Source organism: Candidatus Woesearchaeota archaeon (genome assembly GCA_003694805.1).
GTDB lineage: Archaea > Nanobdellota > Nanobdellia > Woesearchaeales > J110 > J110.
In genome coordinates, this window is the sequence record RFJU01000158.1 from 1 (window position 1) to 19,511 (window position 19,511).

Consider the following 19,511-nt stretch of genomic DNA (forward strand, 5'->3'; position numbering starts at 1 on the left):
AAATTAAATCTCGAAACAAACGCGCTTAGTTGTTGCCGAGAACGCTGGCACGCGAGGCGCACTTAATCATTCAGCGACTCAAGAAACTTCTCCGCCTCCATTGCAGCCATACATCCGCTCCCCGCAGCGGTGATCGCTTGCTTAAAACGCGGGTCCTGCACGTCGCCCGCTCCGAAAATGCCTGGAACGCTCGTGTGCGAAAACCTGTCAGTCTGAAGAAAGCCATGCTCATCAAGGTCGCAGAGGCCTTCCACTAGCTTCGTGTTTGGCACGTGGCCAATCGCGAGGAAGATACCGTCAATCTTGTGCTCGCGAACCTCGCCCGTCTTCGTGTCCTGAATTTTGGCACCGGTTACTTTCTTCCCGTCACCTAAGACTTCAACAATAACCGAGTTCCACATAACCGAAATCTTCGGGTGCGACAACACCCGCTTCTGCATAATCTTCGACGCGCGCAACGCGTCCCTTCGGTGCACTATCGTTACCGTTCTCGCAAACTTCGTCAAAAAATGCGCCTCTTCGCATGCAGAATCACCACCGCCTACGACAAACACGTCCTTGTCTTTAAAGAACGCGCCATCGCACGTCGCGCACACCGTCACGCCACTCCCTTTGTACTCCTCCTCGCCCGGCACGCCAAGCCACCGGGCAGACGCGCCCGTCGCAATGATAACCGCCTTTGCGGCAAACGCTTCCTCCCCCGAGCGCAGGAGAAACACGCCTTCCCCCTTCTCCACCTTGTCTACTTGCTTGACAACAACCTTCGCACCGAAGCGCTCCGCCTGCTGCTTGGCCCGCATCACTAACTCAGGACCCAAGATGCCTTCAGGAAAGCCAGGAAAATTTTCCACCTCATTCGTCAGCATGAGCTGGCCTCCTTCAGCCATCCCTGAAAACACGAGGGGGTGGAGATTCCCCCTGGCAGAATAAATCGCGGCCGTCCAACCAGCAATACCTCCTCCAACGATGATGAGATTGTGCACATCCATACCCTGATGGACACCCCTGCCTTCTTTATAAATATTGTGCAGAACTGCTCACACCCTGCTCCACACCCCACTCGCCAGACACGCTTCCTACGCGTCACGCTCCTTACGCAGCTCACTCACGCCACCAAAGCGACTCCTCCTCACCGCACGAGAAACCAGCCTGAAAGCAAAAACGCATACACTGCATGCATGAACTAGCATAAACTACTAGCATAAACTATAAGAGACAGTCGCGCCTCCCTTTCTTGTTTCTCCGCATCTACAACGACACCCGCCGCTCACCAACCCTCACGAACCATGGCAACCACCACCGCACCCGCAGAAAACCCTCTTGCTGGAAAAAAGGCAACGCTCTACGAACCCTTCGAAAAAGGAGTTCCCGGCACGGTACGATGCAAGGCCTGCGCTCAACGCTGCATCATCCAACCAAGCAAACGAGGAGTTTGCGCCATTCGGGAAAACAGGAACGGCACCCTCTACCTCACCACGTACGGCAAGGCAGTAGGACTCCACCCCGACCCCATTGAGAAAAAACCACTCTTCCACTTCCTCCCAGGAACCCGGGCCCTCAGCTTCGGCACGGTCGGGTGCAACTTTCGCTGCGCGTTCTGCCAAAACCACGATATGAGCCAGGCTAGCAAAGACGGCATCTTCTTCGGAGAAGACGCCCAGCCGGAAGCCATCGTCGCCCTTGCAAAAAAACTCGGCTGCCACAGCATCGCCTACACGTACAACGAACCAGCGATCTTCATCGAATACGCTCACGACACCGCCCGCGCAGCGAAGCGAGCAGGCCTGCATAACGTCTTTGTTAGCAACGGCTACGAAACAGCAGAATCCTTCGAGTACATCAAGCCCTACCTTGACGCTATCAACATCGACCTCAAAGCATTCAACGATGACTTTTACCGGCGGCTCTGCGGTGCCCGCCTCGCGCCCGTTCTCGAAAGCATCAAACGCGTAGCCGCTACGACGGTGTGGGTGGAAATCACCACGCTCATCATCCCGGGAGAAAACGATCAGGAAGAAGAGCTTCGGCGCATTGCTGGCTTCATTGCAGGGATTGGCAAGCACATACCTTGGCACATTAGCAGGTTCTTCCCCCACTACCGCATGCAACAGACGCCACCAACCCCTCTTGAGACGCTGGAGCGAGCGTATCACATCGGTAAAGAAGCAGGACTTCACTACGTTTACGTCGGCAACGTCCACGACCCTGCCAAGCAACACACGTACTGCCCTCGCTGCGGCGAACTCCTTATCGAACGAGACGGCATGGACGCTACAACCGTCCACCTCACCAAGCCAGTCTGCCCTTCCTGCAAAGAAACCATCCACGTCATCCTCCCCTAAAAAAAAAAAACATCCACCCCCGAAAAAACCCCCTAAAAAAAGCGGCTCTCAACGAGAAGCACGCTTTGAGAGGCACCTGTTCCAATGAAAGAAAAACCATCAACCCCTCCAGAACACCCATCCGCACTTCCGGACGAGCTGACGCAAGAAGAAAAGCGCTGGCTCCTCACCTTGGCCAGAACAACCATCACGAACGTGTGCAAAGGAGAGCCCGCCCCGCGCCCATCGAACCCTCCTCAAAAAACCACCCTTCCCGGAGCAAGCTTCGTCACACTCACCAAGAACGGAACGCTCCGCGGATGCATTGGCACGCTTCATCCCTACCGCCCCCTCTTCGAAGACGTCGCAGCCAACGCAGCAGCCGCGGCAACCCTTGATCCCCGCTTCCCCCCCGTCACGCCAGAAGAACTCGATGATGTAACTATTGAGATTTCTCTCTTAACCACCCCACAACCCCTCGCGTTTTCATCGCCTGACGAGCTGCTCAGCATACTCGAAAAAGAGAAGCCTGGCGTCATCCTCTCAGATAAGGGCAGGAGCGCCACGTTTCTCCCGCAAGTGTGGGAGCAGCTCCCCCAACCTGAAGCATTCCTCGCTCACCTCTGCCTCAAGGCAGGGCTCCCCCCTGACGATTGGAGGACAAGCAAGACGGTACACGTAAAAACGTACCACGTCCAGAAATGGGGTGAACACCCTTCGTTCATCCGCCACCAACAACAACGCCGAGGCACGACGTCGAGACACGACCGCGGTTCACGCTAAAAGGCGAGCGCGGCGTACCCAACCACGGCACTCGTATCACCTGACGAGTCAGCGCTCGTCCCGTACGCGAGCAGCCTCGGCTTGCACCCCTCCTCCCTGCAACGCTGAGCCAACACGAGAAGGGGATGCCTGCCACACGCATCAACCTCGCCAAAACGATCCACGGCCAGCGCTTCCACGAGCTTGATAGCACGCTCGTCACGCCTCCTCGCGACGTCCTCAGGAAGGTAATGGCTCCAATCTGAACTAATCACCCATAGTGAAGAAGGATAGGCGCGCCTCAATGCCTGAGCAACGCGCCGGGCAGCATCCTCATCGACTTCGCCGACCAAGAGGGGAAGGATGCGCACCGTTGGATTGATTGCTTGCAGGAACGGCACTTGCACTTCAAGTGAGTGCTCCCGAACAAATGCTTCTGGCAAGCGGGCAAGCAAACCTTCCTGCTCAAGCGCTGCAAGACCGCTCGCCCTTTCCACCTCCACCACACCGAGCGGCGTGCGCCACTGATCATGCACATCTGCCGCCACGCCTCTGAAGGGAACGTAATGACTCGGCCCGAGCAAGATGACCGCCACGTCTTTTTTCGAGCACAAAGCGTCCCTGAGTGCAGAAAACCCCTCCGCTGCGAAAGGACCGGAAAAAACATACCCTGCGTGAGGAACGACAACCCCCCGCTCAGCACGGTCTTTGGTCTTTGCCCGCTTCAAAAGCGAAACCACCACTTCTCTCAAAGCAGCTTCAGACGCGGGATAAAACATCCCCGCTACTGCTGGCTCGCGAACAGCAACCACGCCCTCACCTCCACCTTCGTATCCTTTCCGCGTTTCACACGCTCCACCTCACCCTGCCATCACCCCCTCCGCACTGACACGCTCTTTTCTTCCTCACTCCCCTCGGGGGGTTTCTTCAAGAAAGGAGTTCTTCAAAGAACAAAAATCTTTCTTTTCCAAAACCGTCGCGCAGGTCTCGTTACCGCGTGTTGCACGAGAACAAAGCGTTTGCTGTGCAGGTTGGAAGGAGGACTGCTGCGTGGCGAGCTAGGAGGTGTGTTCTGAAGACTGCAAGATCTCGCTTACTTCGTGAAGCATTTTTCTTGCCAACCCCTTTGAAATCTTCAAGCGTTTCTTGAGCTCGTCGACCCCGAGCAGGCGAACATCTCGCAAGAGCAAGAGCCCTTCATCAATGCACGCCGAAACTTCCTTTCTCCCAAGCGTTGACAATATGCTTATTGGCCAGAGCTGCTTTTTGTCAATGAGCGCCTCCAAGCTTGCACGAGGCGGGTAGCGCCACCCCAAGAGCTCCACTCCTGCGCATTTCGCATACGCAATCGCTTGCAAAGAAAACTTTGTGTTCGTCACGAGCAAGACCTTAGAAAAAACGTGTCGTACATCATCGAACCTTGCCTTCACGTAAAGCGCTGTTTGAATTCTGCACATGGACCACGGCTTTTCGTGATGCTTGCACTCGACAAGGTACACCTCTCCTTTTTTCTCTGCGACAACGTCGACCTCGTGCTCCACGCACGTTCCTTTCACCGTTTTGTTCGTCTCAACGGAAAATCCGTGGTGCGCGAGGATGTGTGCAACGTACTTTTCAAACGCGTACCCTGCCGGTCCGAGCCGCATGAGGCCTCGCTTCAAGTCGTACTTCGCCGCGAGAGGAAAGTCCACCTTTTTGAGCAGGCGCATGGCAAGGCGGTAAATCTCCTTTGTGGAAATTCCTTCATAGAGCTTTTTCTCCACGGCCGCGATCACACGGTCAGCAACCTCGCTTGTCGCTCCGGCCCTTGCAAGGCTTCTTCGCAACTTGCCGGGGGAGAATGCTTCAACTTCGCCAGAGTACTTTCGTACATGCACTACCATTTCTTGTCTTATTTTACCTGTTCTTTCTTAAACATTTCTAAATAGTTCTGTTCTGCACGTGCTGCTTGGCAACACACACGGCAGGGCTCAAGAAAAGAAAGAAACAAGAAAAAAAAGAAAGTGAGGGAAAAAAACGCCAAAAACCGCTTTTCGTCGATGCGCACAGGCACACACGCTTGAGGAAATAAGCCCCCATGTCCTAAAAGAACGTAACGAGTACTCAACAAACCATACGAACCTGAAGTGATATTGCTTTTTTGGCGCTTCGCCGTTTGGAGCTAAAGGAGGTCGGCCCCTCCAGGACGGTAGAGCAGTTCAAGCTTTCGAAGTAAGTCGTCGAGAGGGCGCAACGACTCTACGCCTTGCTCGCCCCGCTCGTCCTCGAAGTAACCGAGACGCAGATGAGCAACAGAAGCACAGCGCTCGCTGGCCTGCCTTTCTGATCTCTTGCGCACGGAGCTGGCGGCGCCTTCTCCGCCGGCGCTTCCCTCGCCGGAAAGATAGACAGCATCGGGGGAGCGGCCGTAGCTCCTTGCTTGCGGGTCGAAACGCTCAAAGAGCCCCTCGCTGTTCAAGACGCCCCTGTCTTCTCTCAGGCAGTACCTCGCCGAACGAGCTGCGCCCTCCAGCAGGGCTGCGCTCTCACTTGTTGAGCCTCCTCTCGGCGATGGGGAGGGCGTCTTCTTCGCCTTTTTGACCAGCTCATTATACACTTCCCTCCATGGTTCCTGATAGCCCAGGCACCGTCCTTCCTCCTCGATACGGCTGCGCAGGGCACAGAGAAGATTGAATGCCTTGGTCGGATTCGCAAAGAGGCGGGCTGAGGCGGCAATGAACGCGGCCTCTTTAGGAGAACATACTCCGCTGAGTGTGGAGACGTGCACGCGCGAGAGGTATTCGCCTATTTGTGCTGCTTCTTCTTCCTCTGCGAGGCCGCTCCTGCGCATGTATTCTATGACTTGGGCTTCAAAATACGCTTCTGCGTCCTTCATGTTCAAGCCAAGGTGTAAACAAAAACTCCTTAATAAATATTTTCCAACATAACTTTTAAAAAATACCTATTAAAACACTTGCTTTTTTTATAAAGCATTTATAAACAAGGCGTTGATTGCGAAAAAGAACACAAAAAAACGAGCTCGCCACGCGCCAACGCCATTTTTAAACCCTTGCGACTTTCTCATCTTCCTTCAAACCCAAAAAAAAACCATGTGCGGCATCATAGGAGCATTCAACCACGAAGACGCAACCACCATCATCACTGCCGGCCTCGAACTCATCAAACATCGCGGCAGAGACGGATGCGGACTCTACGATGGAACAACACTCCAACACGCGCACACGCCAAACGACATCACCCCCTCACCCAGCCCTAACCAAGTCGCCCACGTCCTTCACAGCATCGTCGGCCACGCGTCGCAACCCCTCCTCTCAGAGAACGCCTGCCTCGTTGCGAACTGCGAAATTTACAACTGGAAAACACTCTGCAAGGAAGAGCACATCACCGCTAAAAACGACGCACACCTCCTCCTTGCTCTGCTGGACAAGTACGGCATTGAACAAACACTCACACGTATTAGAGGCGTCTACGCATTCTGCTACTGGAAACAAGACGAAGCATGGCTTGCCAGAGACATCATCGGCATAAAACCACTCTGGTACGCCAACACGCCTCAAGGATTCTGCTTCGCCTCAGAAAAAAAAGCCCTTCCTCCCGGCGCAAGAGAGCTGTGCCCGCGAACACTCCTCCGCTACCGCCTCGCCACAAAGACCCTCGACGAAACAACCCGGCCATTCTTCACCATTCAAGAACGAGAACACGACCTGAACGCAGCAGCAAAAACACTCTCCACACTTATCGAAACAGCAGTGCGCATTCGCATCCCGGAAAAAAAAACAGGCATCCTCTTCAGCGGGGGGTTAGACTCCAGCCTCATCGCCTTCCTCCTCAAGCGCTCGGGCGTCAATTGCGCGTGCTACACCGTCACGACAAGCCAGCGCAGCCCTGTCGTGGCGCGGGCAAAAAAAGCAGCCTGCCTCCTCGGACTCGACCTCAACCTCATCACCATCAACAAAGAAGACATCGCAAGAAACCTCCCCGCCATCCTCGGACTCATCGAGGACTCCAACCCGGTCAAAGCAAGCGTCGCCATCACCACGTTCTTCGCGAGCAAAAAAGCAGCACGCGACGGCAACAAAGTCATTTTCAGCGGCGCCGGCGCTGACGAACTCTTTGCCGGCTACACACGCATAAAAAAAGAACGTAACACCATCAACAAGGACTGCTACTCTGAACTGCTGAAGACCTACGAGAAAAACACATACCGCGACGACGTGATCACCATGCACCACTGCCTCGAACTGCGAACACCCTACCTCGACACGGACATCGCCACGTACGCTTTCAACCTCCACCCCAGCCTCAAAGCCGACACCACAGGAGAGGACAAAATCGTCCTTCGACGAGCAGCACACCTCCTCGGACTCCCTGCCGAGCTCTGCTCAACACCCAAAAAAGCAACGCAGTACGACAGCGGCACGACCAAGGCACTCACCACGCTCGCAAAGGAAGCTCGCACAACACAAGCAGGCTTCCTCCAACGCATACGCCCCGCCCCCAACCCCCGCCTCGCCATCCTCCTGAGCGGAGGAAAAGACAGCCTCTACGCTGCCTTCATCATGCAACGCATGAACTACCCCCTCACGTGCGCAGTCATCCTCGAGAGCGCCAATAAAGACTCGTTCATGTTCCACACCCCCAACATCTCCCTCGCAAAACTCCAAGCAGAATCCATGAACCTCCCCGTCGTTCTCCAACCAACCAGCGGGACCAAAGAAGAAGAACTCAACGACCTGCACGCCGCCCTCAAACGCGCACGCGACCAGCACAGCGTGGAAGGCATCGTTACCGGCGCCATTGCGAGCAACTATCAACGAGACAGAATCGAAGCAGTCGCTGACCGGCTCGGACTCAAAACGTTCTCGCCACTCTGGCACACCAACCAAGAACAGGAGCTGCGAGACCTCCTCAACGCAGGATTCACCATCATCCTCTCCAGCATTGCAGCAGACGGCCTGGACAAAACGTGGCTCGGCAGAGAACTCACCACTGCCGATGTAGACGCGCTCGCAAAGCTCCACGCAAAAAACCGCATCAACATCGCCGGGGAAGGAGGCGAGTTTGAAAGCCTCGTCACGGACTGCCCCCTCTTCACCAAAACACTCCGTATCGAGCAAGCCCGCACGGAAATGGAGAACGAACACACAGGGAGACTTATTATCACGCGCGCCGTCCTCAAACCCAAAAACCCCTCCTCAGAACACCTCCCCCTCCGTCACGCAGACACCCATTAGAAAAAAACACAACACCGCAAAAAAAAGGCCGGCCAAGACAAAAAAAAAGAAGAAAAAAAAAAGATTCGAGTAGCAACCCTCCCTTCTTAATCGCTCCAGGCAAGCAAGCCAAGCACGATGAGATTCACCAGAGGGATGGCCATGAGAATGCCCCACCAACCTGGCTTGCCCCTCGCCTCAGCAATAAGCCAAAACCACCAAACAATCAGGGCAAGAAAAATAAACGGGCCAACAAAAGGCACGATGAAAAGGATAATCGCAACGAAATACCACCACGGGAGCTTAGCTATTGTCGGAAGATAACACACCTTCACGAACGGAAGCCACGCAATCCACGGATTCGGAGCGCCGACCTTCTTCGCAATCGACCAAAGCGCCCACGAAACGTAGACGTACGAGGCGAGAGGGAGCAACAAAAGCAAAACCAACACCCCCATCCCGAGGCCGAGGATCGCGCTTGCCCCCCCTCCAGCTATCAATGAACCAATAATATCTCCCACTGCCACGGTATCACCTCACCAACAACCCAAGCAAGCACATTTAAAAAACTTTCGCAAAAAACGCGGCTCTGGACCGTCTAAACACGATTCTCAATACGCAGAATGCTTCCTTGCGCAAAGTAATTCCTCTCCTCCACGCCAATGAGGGAATAGAGCGCCTTGGGCACGCCAATATCCGCTACGAACAACTGCGCACCCAACGACACACACCCCTTGCGAGGCAAAGCCAGAAACACAACGTGCGACGCAGTAACGAACGGAGAAAAAACAGGACCCCTATCACCATCCACCCCGGAAGGCACATCACACGCAACAACAGGGACGCCTCGCTTCCGAGCACGATTCGCTTCCTCGATAAACGCGTCAAAAGGCGGCCTCGGCGCTCCGCGAAGATTATACCCTAACAGAGCATCCAGCACTACATCCGCCTCTTCGCACACCTTCCGTGCAGCAAGAACACCCGAAGCGCAAGGAATGCCTACCCGCCTCGCTGCTGACACGTGCACGCCGGGAAGGCCGCCGAGCTCATCACGTACCAAGGCCACGCTCGGAAAAAACCCTTTGTTATACAAATGCCTCGCCGCGACAAGACCGTCTCCGCCATTATTGCCCCTCCCCACCAGCACCGCAACGCGACGCCGCCGAGGAAAACTCAACCGAATAAACTCGGCCACGTGAAAACCTGCAAGCTCCATCATAGAAGCAACACCGATGTTAAAGCGCTCAACCATCAAGCGATCCAAGTCGGCCAACTGCTGCCTCGACGCGAACGGCACATTCCCTTTTGGAAACAACACAGCCACGACAAGAAAAAAATGAACCGCGACTTTTAAATGCTTCTTTCTCGCAAAAACCCCCTTCCGAAAAGCACGTGCCACGCTGCACGTGGCAGAGAAAAAAAAACTTCCTTTCGCAACATTTAAGAAACAACCACCTTTCTAAAAAAAAATGGAGGGCGCAGGAGACCACAGGCCAAACAACACCACACAAAACACTCCACAAGGCACGCAAAACACCAGCCAAGACATACAAACAAGCAAGACCGCAGCAACCACGCCTCCACGAAAGAAAGACGCCGCGCAGCACCCGCCCGGTGAAGAGGACGCGCGTTGGAACGTGGAAGACATCCTCCACGGCAAATCACCGGAAGAACTCAGAGAAGAACTCCAACGCCTCGTCACCGAATTCTGCACCCATCAAGGAAAACTCGACGGCATGCCGCCCTCGGCATTACGAGAACTCTTCGACCTGAAGGAACGCATCCTCGTTGCCAGCTCACGCCTCGAATCATACTACACCCTCCGCTTCTGCGAAGACACCCGCAACGCGAAAATTCGAGCACAAAAAAACAACACCGACCAGTTCCTCACCCACCTTGCCAACAACCTCCTCTTCTTCCCCCTCTGGCTCACCCACCTGCCCAACGAGGAGGCCGACCAATACCTCGCTTCACCAGAACTCCAACCCTACCACCACTACATCAAAACCCTGCGCAAACAAAAACCCTACCTCAAAACAGAAGACGTCGAACAAGTCATCAATACAAAAAACTCGACAGGCAGCGAAGCACTCACCAAACTCTACAACATCATCACCAGCAACCTCACCTTCCCCTTCCAAGGAAGGAACATCACTGCCGAAGAGATCAAAGCACACTTTCAAAACCAGGACCCCGCCGCGCGGGCAGAAGCCTACAGCTCCTACCTCACAGGCATTGGAAAAGAAAGCATCATCCTCAGCGAAATCTACACCAGCATCATACAAGACTGGGTAAACGAAGAACTCACGCTGCGCGGCCACCAAACACCAATCAGCCCAAGAAACCTCGCCAACGACCTCCCAGACGAAGCAGTCAACACCCTCATCGCCACGGTACGCAAACACAGCAGCGTCTTCATCCCCTACTTTCAGCTAAAACACGAGCTCAACAGGAAAGCAGGGCAAACGTACCCCTACTCCAGAGAACACCTCTACGCACCCTACGCACACGCGCCGAAGAAGACCTACCCGTTCAGCAACGCAAAAAGCATCGCTTTTGAAACCTACAACTCCTTCGACAAACGCTTCGCTGACGCGGCGCGGCGCATCTTCAACGAACGCCACATCGACGCCCACCCAAGGCCAGGAAAAAGAGGCGGCGCCTTCTGCTCAGCAATTGACACAGCAACCACGCCGTACATCCTCCTCAACCACACCGGAACCTTCAACGACCTCTTCACCCTCGTCCACGAACTCGGCCACGGCATTCACGACATCTTCGCCATGAAACAAAACAACCTCGTCTACCACCCTCCCCTCCCCCTCGCAGAAACCGCCAGCACGTTCGGAGAACTGCTCCTCTCAGAAAAAATCCTCGCAGAAAGCACTTCTCGCGAAGAACGCATAACCGCCCTCATCCACCTCATCGACGGATTCTGGCAGACCATCGTACGCCAAGCCTACTTCATCATCTTTGAACAACAAGCCCACCTACGCATACAAAAAGGCGCGACGAAAGACGAACTCGAAGAACTCTACCTCGCCCTCCTCAAAGAACAAGTAGGAGACATGAACATCCCTGATTACTTCAAACACGAATGGAACGCCATACCCCACATCTACGAAACACCCTTCTACTGCTACGCGTACGCGTGGGGGAACCTCCTCGTCCTCTCACTCTACACCCAATACAAAAAACAAGGACGCCCCTTCATTGACGCATACCACTCGTTTCTCAGCGCAGGAGGCAGCAAAGCCCCTCTCGACCTCCTCAACGACATGGGGTTTGACGCCACGAAGCCTTCCTTTTGGGAAGACGGCATAACAACCATCAAATCGTACATCGCACAACTCGAGCACATCGCATAACAACACGATCGCGACACCCAATGACCGCAGCAATCCCCCCCTGCCCCCTCTTTGGACAGTGCGGGGGGTGCTCAACCCAGCACCTCCCCTACCCAACCCAATTGGCAAACAAGCAAGCCACAGTCCAAGCCCTCCTCAAACGCTACGACCTCCCCCTCTCCGACAACCCCCCGCCCATCCATGCAAGCACGCCCTACGCATACCGCAACAGGATGGACTTCATCACCACCCTGCAAGGCCTAGCCCTCCGAAAAAAAGGCAGGTTTGACAGGACCGTCCCCGTAGCGACCTGCCCCATCGCGAACCAGCACGTTAATGCCTTGCTCAAAGAAGTCAACGAATGGATCAAAAAAAACAACCAACACATCGACGTCTTCAACATCAAAAAAGCGACGGGCACCCTACGCTACGCAGTCATACGCGCAAGCCACAACGCCCCATCCAGCAGCATCACCTTCGTCTTTAACGAAGAAAGCACCAAGCAAGCACAGCAACGATCGCTCATTGACGCGTTTGCAAAAACCACAGCAGCAAACAACGTTCTCATCGCTCAAACACCGCCTAAGCGAGACACAAGCACCTCACCACACCACTACGCCATCAAAGGAACACCACACCTTACAGAACTACTCCTTGGCAAACCATTTCAGTACCACTCGCAAAGCTTCTTCCAAAACAACACCGCGGTAACAGAAGCAATGCTCGCCCACGCCAAACAACTCCTCTCAAACAATCGTCTTAACAACGCAACCCTCCTTGACCTCTACGCCGGCGTGGGGACATTCGGCCTCTCCCTCGCAGACGAGTTTCACACCACCATCCTTGTCGAATCAAGCCCTGAAAGCGTTGCGTGCGCAAGGCACAACGTGCAAGCCCTCCAGTGCAAAAACACACACGTCCTCGAACACGACTGCACCAACCTCTCCTCCCTTTCCGAAGCGACGCGCAAGCTGCGTTCCGACGAATCGCCCCTCCACGTCATAACCGATCCGCCTCGTGCAGGCATGCCCGACAAAACATGGCAAGCCCTCCTCCACCTTCAACCCGCAACCATCACGTACATCAGCTGCAACCCTTCCGAGCTCGCAAAAGAACTGGCAAGGATCAAACACGCATACACCCTCACGAGCATCAAGCTCTTCGACCTCTTCCCCCAAACAAGCCACGTCGAAGCCATCGCCCACCTCAAACGACAATAAAAAAAAAAAAGCTTCGCCCTCCCCACCGCACGAAAACCACCCATCAAAAAAAAAGGAATGCTTAAAAAAGAAACAGTGCAAGAAAAGCGGAAGGAACGAACAAAAGCAGCCAAGGAGAAACCCCCAATGAATACAACACCCCCCAGCAGAGAACTCGCCTACGCACAATCCCTCCAACTCCTCATCGCCTGCTCAAGCCCGGACGGCTTTCTTGCATCAACAACCAATACAGCAAACTACCAGCGCGTGTGGGCGAGAGACTCAATGATTTGCTCACTCGCAGCCCTCCTCAGCGACGACGCATACCTCATCGGCCAGGTCAAAAAAAGCCTGGTCACCCTCATGCGCTACCAGCACAGACAAGGAGAAATCCCCAGCAACGTGGACGTCAAACAAAAAAAAGTAAGCTACGGGGGGAGCGCAGGACGCGTCGACGCGACGCTGTGGTTCCTCGTCGGCTTCGGCCAATACGTCAAACGCACAAACGACATAGCCTTCCTCAAGCGGTACTACCCGCACTTCAGAAAAGCCATCGACCTCGTACGCCTCTACGAATTCAACCACAAACACCTCATCTACGTCCCCATCAGCGGAGACTGGGCAGACGAGTACATCCAAGAAGGATACACCCTCTACGACGAACTCCTCTACTACCAAGCCTTCAAAGAGTTTGTCTGGCTCAGAAAAAAACTGCGAAAACGCGCAGAAAAATACGAAGAAAAAGCCAAACACATCAAAAAAGTCATCATCACCAACTTCCAACTCAAAAAAAGCAACTTATGCTCGCCCTACCTCTACAACAAAATCGTCTACAAAAGAGCGCTACAACACAAACGCTCCCCGACACCCTACTTCCTCCCCTGCTTCAACCCGGGCGGGTACTACACCCACTTCGACGCTTTCGCCAACGCCCTCACCATTCTCTTGCACATCGCAACACCCGCCGAACGAGAAAGACTCAAACGCTACCTTAAACGAAACTTCATCAAACACACACGAGGCCTCATCCCCGCGTTCTGGCCGGTCATTACTCCAGGCCACCCCCACTGGGACGAGCTTCGCAACAACTACGCCACCGCTTTCCGCAACAAGCCCCACGAGTACCACAACGGAGGACTCTGGCCCATGATTACCGGCATGTGGGCGGCCGCCTTCGCAAAAAACGACAAGCAACTCGCCGAACAACTCCTCGACGCCATCAACACCGCAAACCAGAAATGCACAACAAGAAAAGAGGCCTGGTGCTTTTACGAATATCACAACAGCAAAACATTCAAGCCACGCGGAACGAAACACCAGGCGTGGAGCGCCGCGGCGGGCATCATCGCCCACCAAACCATCGCCAAAAAGAAACCCCTCTTCCTCACCACCACGTAACTCCTTATGAAATGCATCGCAACCGACCTGGACCGAACACTCCTCCCAAACGGCACCGCCCGCGCAAGCAAACAGGCACTGCCCCTCCTCAAAAAAGAACTCGCCACCCACCCAACCCTCCTCGTCTTCGTCACGGGCAGGTACGACACCCTCATCCTCAAAGCAATCAAGCAATACCGCCTCCCAAGACCGAACTACTGCATCGCCAACGTCGGCACAGAAATCTTCACGTACACGAGAGGCAAACTCCTCCCCCTCACCACCTGGACCGAGCGCATCAGTAAAGACTGGAAAGGAAAAACTCGGCACGACATTGCAAAAGCACTCCGGAACCTCCCCCAACTCACCGAACAAGAACCAAGAAAACTCAACCCGCACAAGCAAAGCTACTACGCAACAACGTGGAACAAAACTCTTGAGAACACCATACGCAACCGCCTCGACAAACTCAAGATCCGCTACCACCTCACCATCAGCAAAGACACCACAACCGGCAAGCGATTCCTCGACATCACACCCAAGAGCGCAACCAAAGAAACCGCTCTCAACTACCTCCTCAAAAAAGAAGGCATAAAGAAACGAGACACCCTCTGCTGCGGCGACAGCGGCAACGACCTCACCATGCTCACCTCAGGCCACCCGGCAGTCCTTGTCAAAAACGCGTCGGACGAAGTCAGAAACGAACTCATCCGCCTCGCCAAGAAAAAAAACGTCCTGCGCACGCTCTACTTCCCGAAAGGAATACCTGAACTCGGCCTCAACGGGAACTACGCAGCAGGCATCCTGGAAGCAGCCTACCACTTCGGCATCTTCAACAAAAAGAAAAAGCACTAGTCTAGCTGAGCTCTCTTGAGCCGTAACGCATTCGTCACCACGCTAATAGAACTCGCAGCCATCGCGGCAGCAGCAACCATGGGGCTGAGCAGGAAACCAAAAAAAGGATACAGCACGCCAGCCGCGATGGGTATCCCGAGCGTGTTGTACGCAAACGACAAGAACAAGTTTTGCTTGATGTTCTTCATCGTCGCCTTGCTCAGCTTGAATGCCCTGACCACATCCAACAAGTCACTCTTCATAAGCACAATATCCGCACTCTCAATCGCCACGTCAGTCCCTGCCCCAATGGCTATGCCAACGTCCGCCTGTATCAGAGCCGGCGCGTCATTAATGCCATCACCCACCATCGCGACGACACCGCCCCCTTCTTGAAGCTTCTTGACATGCGCGGCCTTGTCCTGCGGCAAGACTTGCGCAAAAACTCGCTCTTCCTCGATGCCTACTTGCTTTGCAATCGCCAAAGCAGTTCTCCTATTATCTCCCGTGATCAAGTAAACCGTGACTCCCTCGCTAGCGAGTTTTGCTATCGCCTCCTTCGACGTCTCCTTTATCGTGTCCGCCACGCTAATGACGCCTAAGAGCTTGCTTTTGTTTGCCAAAAACACTACCGTATTTCCTCTCTCTTCAAGCTCCCGAACCTCCTTCAAATGCTTGCCCAATTGAATGTGCTTCTCCGTCAACAACTTCCTCGTGCCAACAACATACTCCACACCCCGAATTACTCCTTCAAGGCCGTGCCCTGCAACCTCCCGAAACCTCGAAACATTCTCGAAACGAAGCTTCTTTTGCCTTGCACCCTCGACAATCGCCTCAGCAATCGGGTGTTTTGACTTCTTCTCAATCGAGGATGCGATGCGTAAAACATCCTCTTCTTTGAGCTTGGAAAAGCTCATCACCCTCGTGAGTTTTGGCTTCCCGCTCGTCACCGTCCCTGTCTTGTCCAAAACCACACTCTCAACCTTCTCCGCCCGCTCAAGCGCTTCAGCGCTCTTAATCAGAATCCCGCGCTCTGCACCAAGACCGGTCCCGACCACAATGGACGTTGGCGTGGCAAGCCCCAGGGCGCAAGGACACGCAATGATAAGAACTGTGATTGCTATCGTTAGGGAAAACAAAAGTCCAAACCCCGCAGCATACCAGACTGCAAAACTGAGCAAAGCAACACCAATAACCCCCCACACAAAATACCCGGCAATGACATCTGCAAGCCTAGCGATGGGCGCCTTCGAACCCTGCGCTTCTTGCATGAGCTTGACAATCTGCGCGAGAGCCGTGTCCTTCCCCACCTTTGTCGCTCTAAACAGTATCGCACCAGACTTGTTTATCGTCGCGCCAATAACGTTGTCACCAACCTTCTTGTCAACAGGCAAGCTCTCTCCTGTAATCATGCTTTCATCAACACTCGTCGACCCTTCAACAACGACCCCGTCAACGGGGATTTTCTCCCCCGGCCTGACAAGAACAACATCCCCCACTTCCAACTCCTCAACAGAAACCTCAACTTCTTCCCCGTCCCGAACCACCGTAGCAGTCTTGGGCGCAAGACGCATCAACTTCCGTATCGCTTCCGACGTCTTCCCCTTCGTCAACAACTCCAAATACCTGCCCACCAAGATGAGCGTGATAATCACGCCTGCGGTTTCGAAATAGAGGTTTTGAACGTACGCAACATTCCCTGACACGATCTCAAAGAGCGCGTACAATCCGTAAAGATACGCCGCGGCGGTGCCAAGCGCAATCAAAGAATCCATGTTCGGAGTTCTCTTCAGCAAATTTTTGAACCCGACCGTGTAGAACCTGTACCCTGCGATGATTATGGGGATGGACAAAACCGCCTGGACCACGGCGAACCTGAGCGGAAACAACTCAGGACGCAAAAAGGCAGGAATAAGCCGAACACTCACGAGCTCGGCCATGGCCAAGTAAAACACAGGAATGGCAAAAACAACAGATAAGAGCACCCGTTTCTTCAAAGCCGAGAGCTCCCTCCTCTTTGCTTCCTCTTCCTTCTCGAGAGGGTCGTCTCCTTCCCCGACGACCACCGCTTCATACCCCTCAGCATCAATCGCTCTCTTGAGCTCAGAGAGCCGCACACGCGACAGGTCATACCTGCATTTCGCGTACGCGTTAGCATAATTCGTCTCCACATCCTTCACGCCATCAAACGAGGCAAGCACGCGCTTCACCACACCTGCGCAGTGATCAGATCCCATCCCGGCAACCTTGAATTCCACCTCCTTGAAACGCTCATCAACCGGCGTGTAGCCCGCATCACGAACAACCTTGAAGATGTCACGCTCGCCAACCTTCCCCTCATCAAACACGACGTCGCAGGTTTGCGTGGCGAAATTAACACTAGCACGCGAAACACCCTCCAGCCGCTGCAAAGACGCTTCAACCGTCCTTGCGCAACTTGCACAGCTCATCCCCCCAATCTTGAAGGAAATACGCTTCACTCTTCACCCCCACTCTGCACATCGTCTTCAACCTGACAACAACTGCGCCGCTCCTTCACTTCTTTCTTCTTCGAACCACAACAACAACCCATTTTGCTTCACCTCGCCTCCAAAGCGTCAATTGCCCTCTTCAGCCGAACTTCCACTTCTGTTGCAATGCCCCTGAGCGCGTCATTCTCAATCATCTGCATCGCCACCGTTGGCAAAATAGCTGCTACGAACGTTTCCCCGCCTTTCTCGTACACGATAACATTGCAAGGGAGCATGAGACCAACATCTTGCTCGGCCTGCAACGCTTGATACGCAAAAGGAGGATTACACGCTCCGAGAATAATGTATTTTTCAACATCCACCCCGAGCTTCTTTTTCAAGGTCGCCTGAACGTCAATCTCGGTCAAGACACCAAACCCCTCCTTTTGCAAAGCGTCCCTCACCCGCTCAACTGCCTGCTCAAACCCTAAGGAAACCTTCTTCTTATAGCCATACATACTCTCCACCTCCTCGACTGGCCACGGCCCCGCCCTGCTCGCAAGAAACAAGACATCCCCAGCAAGCCCCGCCAGCCAACACCACCCCCACAACACCAAGAACTATATAATCATTACCCTCACTTTTTCCAACAAAAAAGCAAAAAAATTTAAAACAAGTAACTTTCGTTAAATTACCATGAATATTGGCAAAACAGAACGAACCATCCTCTGCGAACTGGATTGCAACTCCCGCCAAACACTCGCCTCCATCGGAAAACGAGCCCGCCTGAAGAAAGAAACCGTCCACTACCACATCCACCGACTCGAACAAGCAGGCATCATCACCGGCTACCCCGCCATTATCAGCCTCGCCAAACAAGGAAAAATCCACGCAGAACTCTTCCTCCGCCTCCACAACACCACCACAACCATCAAAAAAGAAATGATACACGCCTTCACCAAAACACCAGAAATAACCGACATCGCATCCTGCAAAGGCACATGGGACCTCATCCTCGGCTTCGTGACCAACAACATCTACGAACTCAACACGTACAAAAACAACATCTTTGACGCGTACTCCCCCTACATCTCCAAATCATCCCTCTCCCTCACCATGGAAACCTACTTTTTCGGAAGAAAATACCTCGTAGGGAAAAACATCCACCTCGCCCAACACATTGACAAACCAGGAAACGAAACAACAGACGAACTCGACAAAAACATCCTCTCCACCATCGCAAAAAACTCCCGCCAAACACTCACCCACATCGCAAAAAAAACCAAAACCACACCAAAAACCATCGCGCACCGACTAAAAACAATGAAACAAAACGGCATCATACAAAAATACACCGTCGCCCTCAACCTCAAAAAACTCGGCATGACCACCTACAAACTCCTCATCAGACTAAAAAACTCAAAACACAAAAGAACAATCATCGAATTCTTCCACCACCAACCCAACACCGTCAACGTCCGCGAAGTCCTCGCCGACTGGAACCTCGAACCAACCATCGAAGCACCATCACAAGAACAATTCTACTCCATCATCGAAGCCATGGAAGAACAACACGGCGAACTCATCACCACCCACACCACCCTCATGATCGACCACATCCACAAAACCAGCTACTACTCCTAACCCAAAAAAAAGCAAAGGTTTTCGTATGAATAGCGAGCTTCCCTTCCAACGCTCAAACCTCCAAAACAGTAAGGAACAACCATATAAAGCACTCATCGGTAAGAAAAAAAAAAAGTTGACTAGCGTTCATTTCTCTTCTCAGAGAACTTTTCTCAGCTTATCCGCGACGGCCATCACGGGAGCGTTATCAAGCACATAACTGCTCGCGGCATCTTCTTCATTCATTTCAGACCATTTGTCAGACAGTAATTCCGCTTGTTCTAGTACTAAGTCTGTTGCCATTTTTTGCTTGTCAGGAGGATAGCCATACTTTTTTAGCAGTCTTTTGACACCTATTCTTAGTTTTGCTCTTACACTCTCTCGT

At 53.5% G+C, this 19,511-nt stretch carries 17 protein-coding genes; 8 read left to right on the forward strand and 9 right to left on the reverse strand.

Going from position 1 to position 19,511, the window contains the following annotated elements; genetic code table 11:
• Window positions 1-62: 62 nt before the first annotated feature.
• Window positions 63-989 (reverse strand): thioredoxin-disulfide reductase, encoded by a 927-nt coding sequence (gene trxB / locus D6783_05695; GenBank protein ID RME52128.1) that lies wholly within the window; start codon window positions 987-989, stop codon window positions 63-65.
• Window positions 990-1,286: 297 nt separating this feature from the next.
• Here trxB and amrS point away from each other — a divergent pair, with 297 nt between their 5' ends.
• Window positions 1,287-2,342: an AmmeMemoRadiSam system radical SAM enzyme gene (gene amrS, locus D6783_05700; GenBank protein ID RME52129.1), complete on the forward strand. Its 1,056-nt coding sequence runs from the start codon at window positions 1,287-1,289 to the stop codon at window positions 2,340-2,342.
• 84 nt (window positions 2,343-2,426) lie between these two features.
• Window positions 2,427-3,104 carry an AmmeMemoRadiSam system protein A gene (gene amrA / locus D6783_05705; protein ID RME52130.1) on the forward strand — a complete coding sequence of 226 codons (678 nt, stop codon included), beginning with the start codon at window positions 2,427-2,429 and terminating at the stop codon, window positions 3,102-3,104.
• Here the strand turns inward: amrA and amrB are convergent.
• The 3 genes from amrB to D6783_05720 form a co-directional block, all read right to left on the reverse strand.
• A complete protein-coding gene (gene amrB / locus D6783_05710) occupies window positions 3,101-3,862 on the reverse strand; it encodes an AmmeMemoRadiSam system protein B (GenBank protein RME52131.1) in 762 nt (253 codons plus the stop codon). The two genes, amrA and amrB, sit on opposite strands and share 4 nt — an antisense overlap.
• Before the next feature lie 279 nt (window positions 3,863-4,141).
• Window positions 4,142-4,966 carry an ATPase gene (locus D6783_05715; protein RME52132.1) on the reverse strand — a complete coding sequence of 275 codons (825 nt, stop codon included), beginning with the start codon at window positions 4,964-4,966 and terminating at the stop codon, window positions 4,142-4,144.
• A gap of 278 nt (window positions 4,967-5,244) precedes the next feature.
• The gene (locus D6783_05720) at window positions 5,245-5,958 is read right to left on the reverse strand and encodes a hypothetical protein (GenBank protein RME52133.1); all 714 of its coding nucleotides are present in this window, start codon (window positions 5,956-5,958) and stop codon (window positions 5,245-5,247) included.
• Window positions 5,959-6,070: 112 nt separating this feature from the next.
• On the opposite strand from D6783_05720, the gene D6783_05725 reads away from it, so the two are divergent.
• The gene (locus D6783_05725; protein ID RME52134.1) at window positions 6,071-8,317 is read left to right on the forward strand and encodes a diphthine--ammonia ligase; all 2,247 of its coding nucleotides are present in this window, start codon (window positions 6,071-6,073) and stop codon (window positions 8,315-8,317) included.
• Between the two features lie 86 nt (window positions 8,318-8,403).
• On the opposite strand, the gene D6783_05730 is transcribed toward D6783_05725, so the two are convergent.
• Window positions 8,404-8,817, reverse strand: a complete 414-nt coding sequence (locus tag D6783_05730) for a hypothetical protein (protein ID RME52135.1) — start codon at window positions 8,815-8,817, stop codon at window positions 8,404-8,406.
• A 77-nt stretch (window positions 8,818-8,894) separates the two neighbouring features.
• Window positions 8,895-9,695, reverse strand: coding sequence for an NAD(P)H-hydrate epimerase (locus tag D6783_05735; protein ID RME52136.1), 801 nt, complete (start codon window positions 9,693-9,695; stop codon window positions 8,895-8,897).
• Between the two features lie 70 nt (window positions 9,696-9,765).
• Here D6783_05735 and D6783_05740 point away from each other — a divergent pair, with 70 nt between their 5' ends.
• The 4 genes from D6783_05740 to D6783_05755 are packed head-to-tail and all read left to right on the forward strand — an operon-like array spanning window position 9,766 to window position 15,074.
• Complete coding sequence (locus D6783_05740; GenBank protein RME52137.1) at window positions 9,766-11,664, forward strand: hypothetical protein; 1,899 nt, start codon at window positions 9,766-9,768, stop codon at window positions 11,662-11,664.
• A gap of 20 nt (window positions 11,665-11,684) precedes the next feature.
• On the forward strand, window positions 11,685-12,863 hold the full coding sequence (gene rlmD / locus D6783_05745; protein ID RME52138.1) for a 23S rRNA (uracil(1939)-C(5))-methyltransferase RlmD: 1,179 nt from the start codon (window positions 11,685-11,687) through the stop codon (window positions 12,861-12,863).
• A 57-nt stretch (window positions 12,864-12,920) separates the two neighbouring features.
• A complete protein-coding gene (locus D6783_05750) occupies window positions 12,921-14,240 on the forward strand; it encodes a glycogen debranching protein (protein ID RME52139.1) in 1,320 nt (439 codons plus the stop codon).
• A 6-nt stretch (window positions 14,241-14,246) separates the two neighbouring features.
• Window positions 14,247-15,074 carry an HAD-IIB family hydrolase gene (locus D6783_05755; protein RME52140.1) on the forward strand — a complete coding sequence of 276 codons (828 nt, stop codon included), beginning with the start codon at window positions 14,247-14,249 and terminating at the stop codon, window positions 15,072-15,074.
• On the opposite strand, the gene D6783_05760 is transcribed toward D6783_05755, so the two are convergent.
• Together D6783_05760 and D6783_05765 are read right to left on the reverse strand one after the other, a co-directional pair.
• On the reverse strand, window positions 15,071-17,533 hold the full coding sequence (locus tag D6783_05760; protein ID RME52141.1) for a heavy metal translocating P-type ATPase: 2,463 nt from the start codon (window positions 17,531-17,533) through the stop codon (window positions 15,071-15,073). The genes D6783_05755 and D6783_05760 overlap by 4 nt on opposite strands.
• Before the next feature lie 98 nt (window positions 17,534-17,631).
• A complete protein-coding gene (locus D6783_05765; GenBank protein ID RME52144.1) occupies window positions 17,632-18,021 on the reverse strand; it encodes a DUF302 domain-containing protein in 390 nt (129 codons plus the stop codon).
• A 178-nt stretch (window positions 18,022-18,199) separates the two neighbouring features.
• On the opposite strand from D6783_05765, the gene D6783_05770 reads away from it, so the two are divergent.
• On the forward strand, window positions 18,200-19,147 hold the full coding sequence (locus D6783_05770) for a winged helix-turn-helix transcriptional regulator (protein RME52142.1): 948 nt from the start codon (window positions 18,200-18,202) through the stop codon (window positions 19,145-19,147).
• Between the two features lie 138 nt (window positions 19,148-19,285).
• Here D6783_05770 and D6783_05775 read toward each other — a convergent pair.
• Window positions 19,286-19,511 (reverse strand): DUF3387 domain-containing protein (locus D6783_05775; protein ID RME52143.1); only part of this gene is annotated, 226 nt, incomplete at its 5' end.

Coding starts and splice junctions, on each gene's coding strand:
- amrA (RME52130.1), top strand. CDS start 2,427: ATGAAAGAAAAACCATCAACCCCTCCAGAACACCCATCCGCACTTCCG.
- D6783_05770 (RME52142.1), top strand. CDS start 18,200: ATGAATATTGGCAAAACAGAACGAACCATCCTCTGCGAACTGGATTGC.
- D6783_05765 (RME52144.1), bottom strand. CDS start 18,021: ATGTATGGCTATAAGAAGAAGGTTTCCTTAGGGTTTGAGCAGGCAGTT.
- trxB (RME52128.1), bottom strand. CDS start 989: ATGGATGTGCACAATCTCATCATCGTTGGAGGAGGTATTGCTGGTTGG.
- rlmD (RME52138.1), top strand. CDS start 11,685: ATGACCGCAGCAATCCCCCCCTGCCCCCTCTTTGGACAGTGCGGGGGG.
- D6783_05755 (RME52140.1), top strand. CDS start 14,247: ATGAAATGCATCGCAACCGACCTGGACCGAACACTCCTCCCAAACGGC.
- amrS (RME52129.1), top strand. CDS start 1,287: ATGGCAACCACCACCGCACCCGCAGAAAACCCTCTTGCTGGAAAAAAG.
- D6783_05750 (RME52139.1), top strand. CDS start 12,921: ATGCTTAAAAAAGAAACAGTGCAAGAAAAGCGGAAGGAACGAACAAAA.
- D6783_05720 (RME52133.1), bottom strand. CDS start 5,958: ATGAAGGACGCAGAAGCGTATTTTGAAGCCCAAGTCATAGAATACATG.
- D6783_05740 (RME52137.1), top strand. CDS start 9,766: ATGGAGGGCGCAGGAGACCACAGGCCAAACAACACCACACAAAACACT.
- amrB (RME52131.1), bottom strand. CDS start 3,862: ATGTTTTATCCCGCGTCTGAAGCTGCTTTGAGAGAAGTGGTGGTTTCG.
- D6783_05715 (RME52132.1), bottom strand. CDS start 4,966: ATGGTAGTGCATGTACGAAAGTACTCTGGCGAAGTTGAAGCATTCTCC.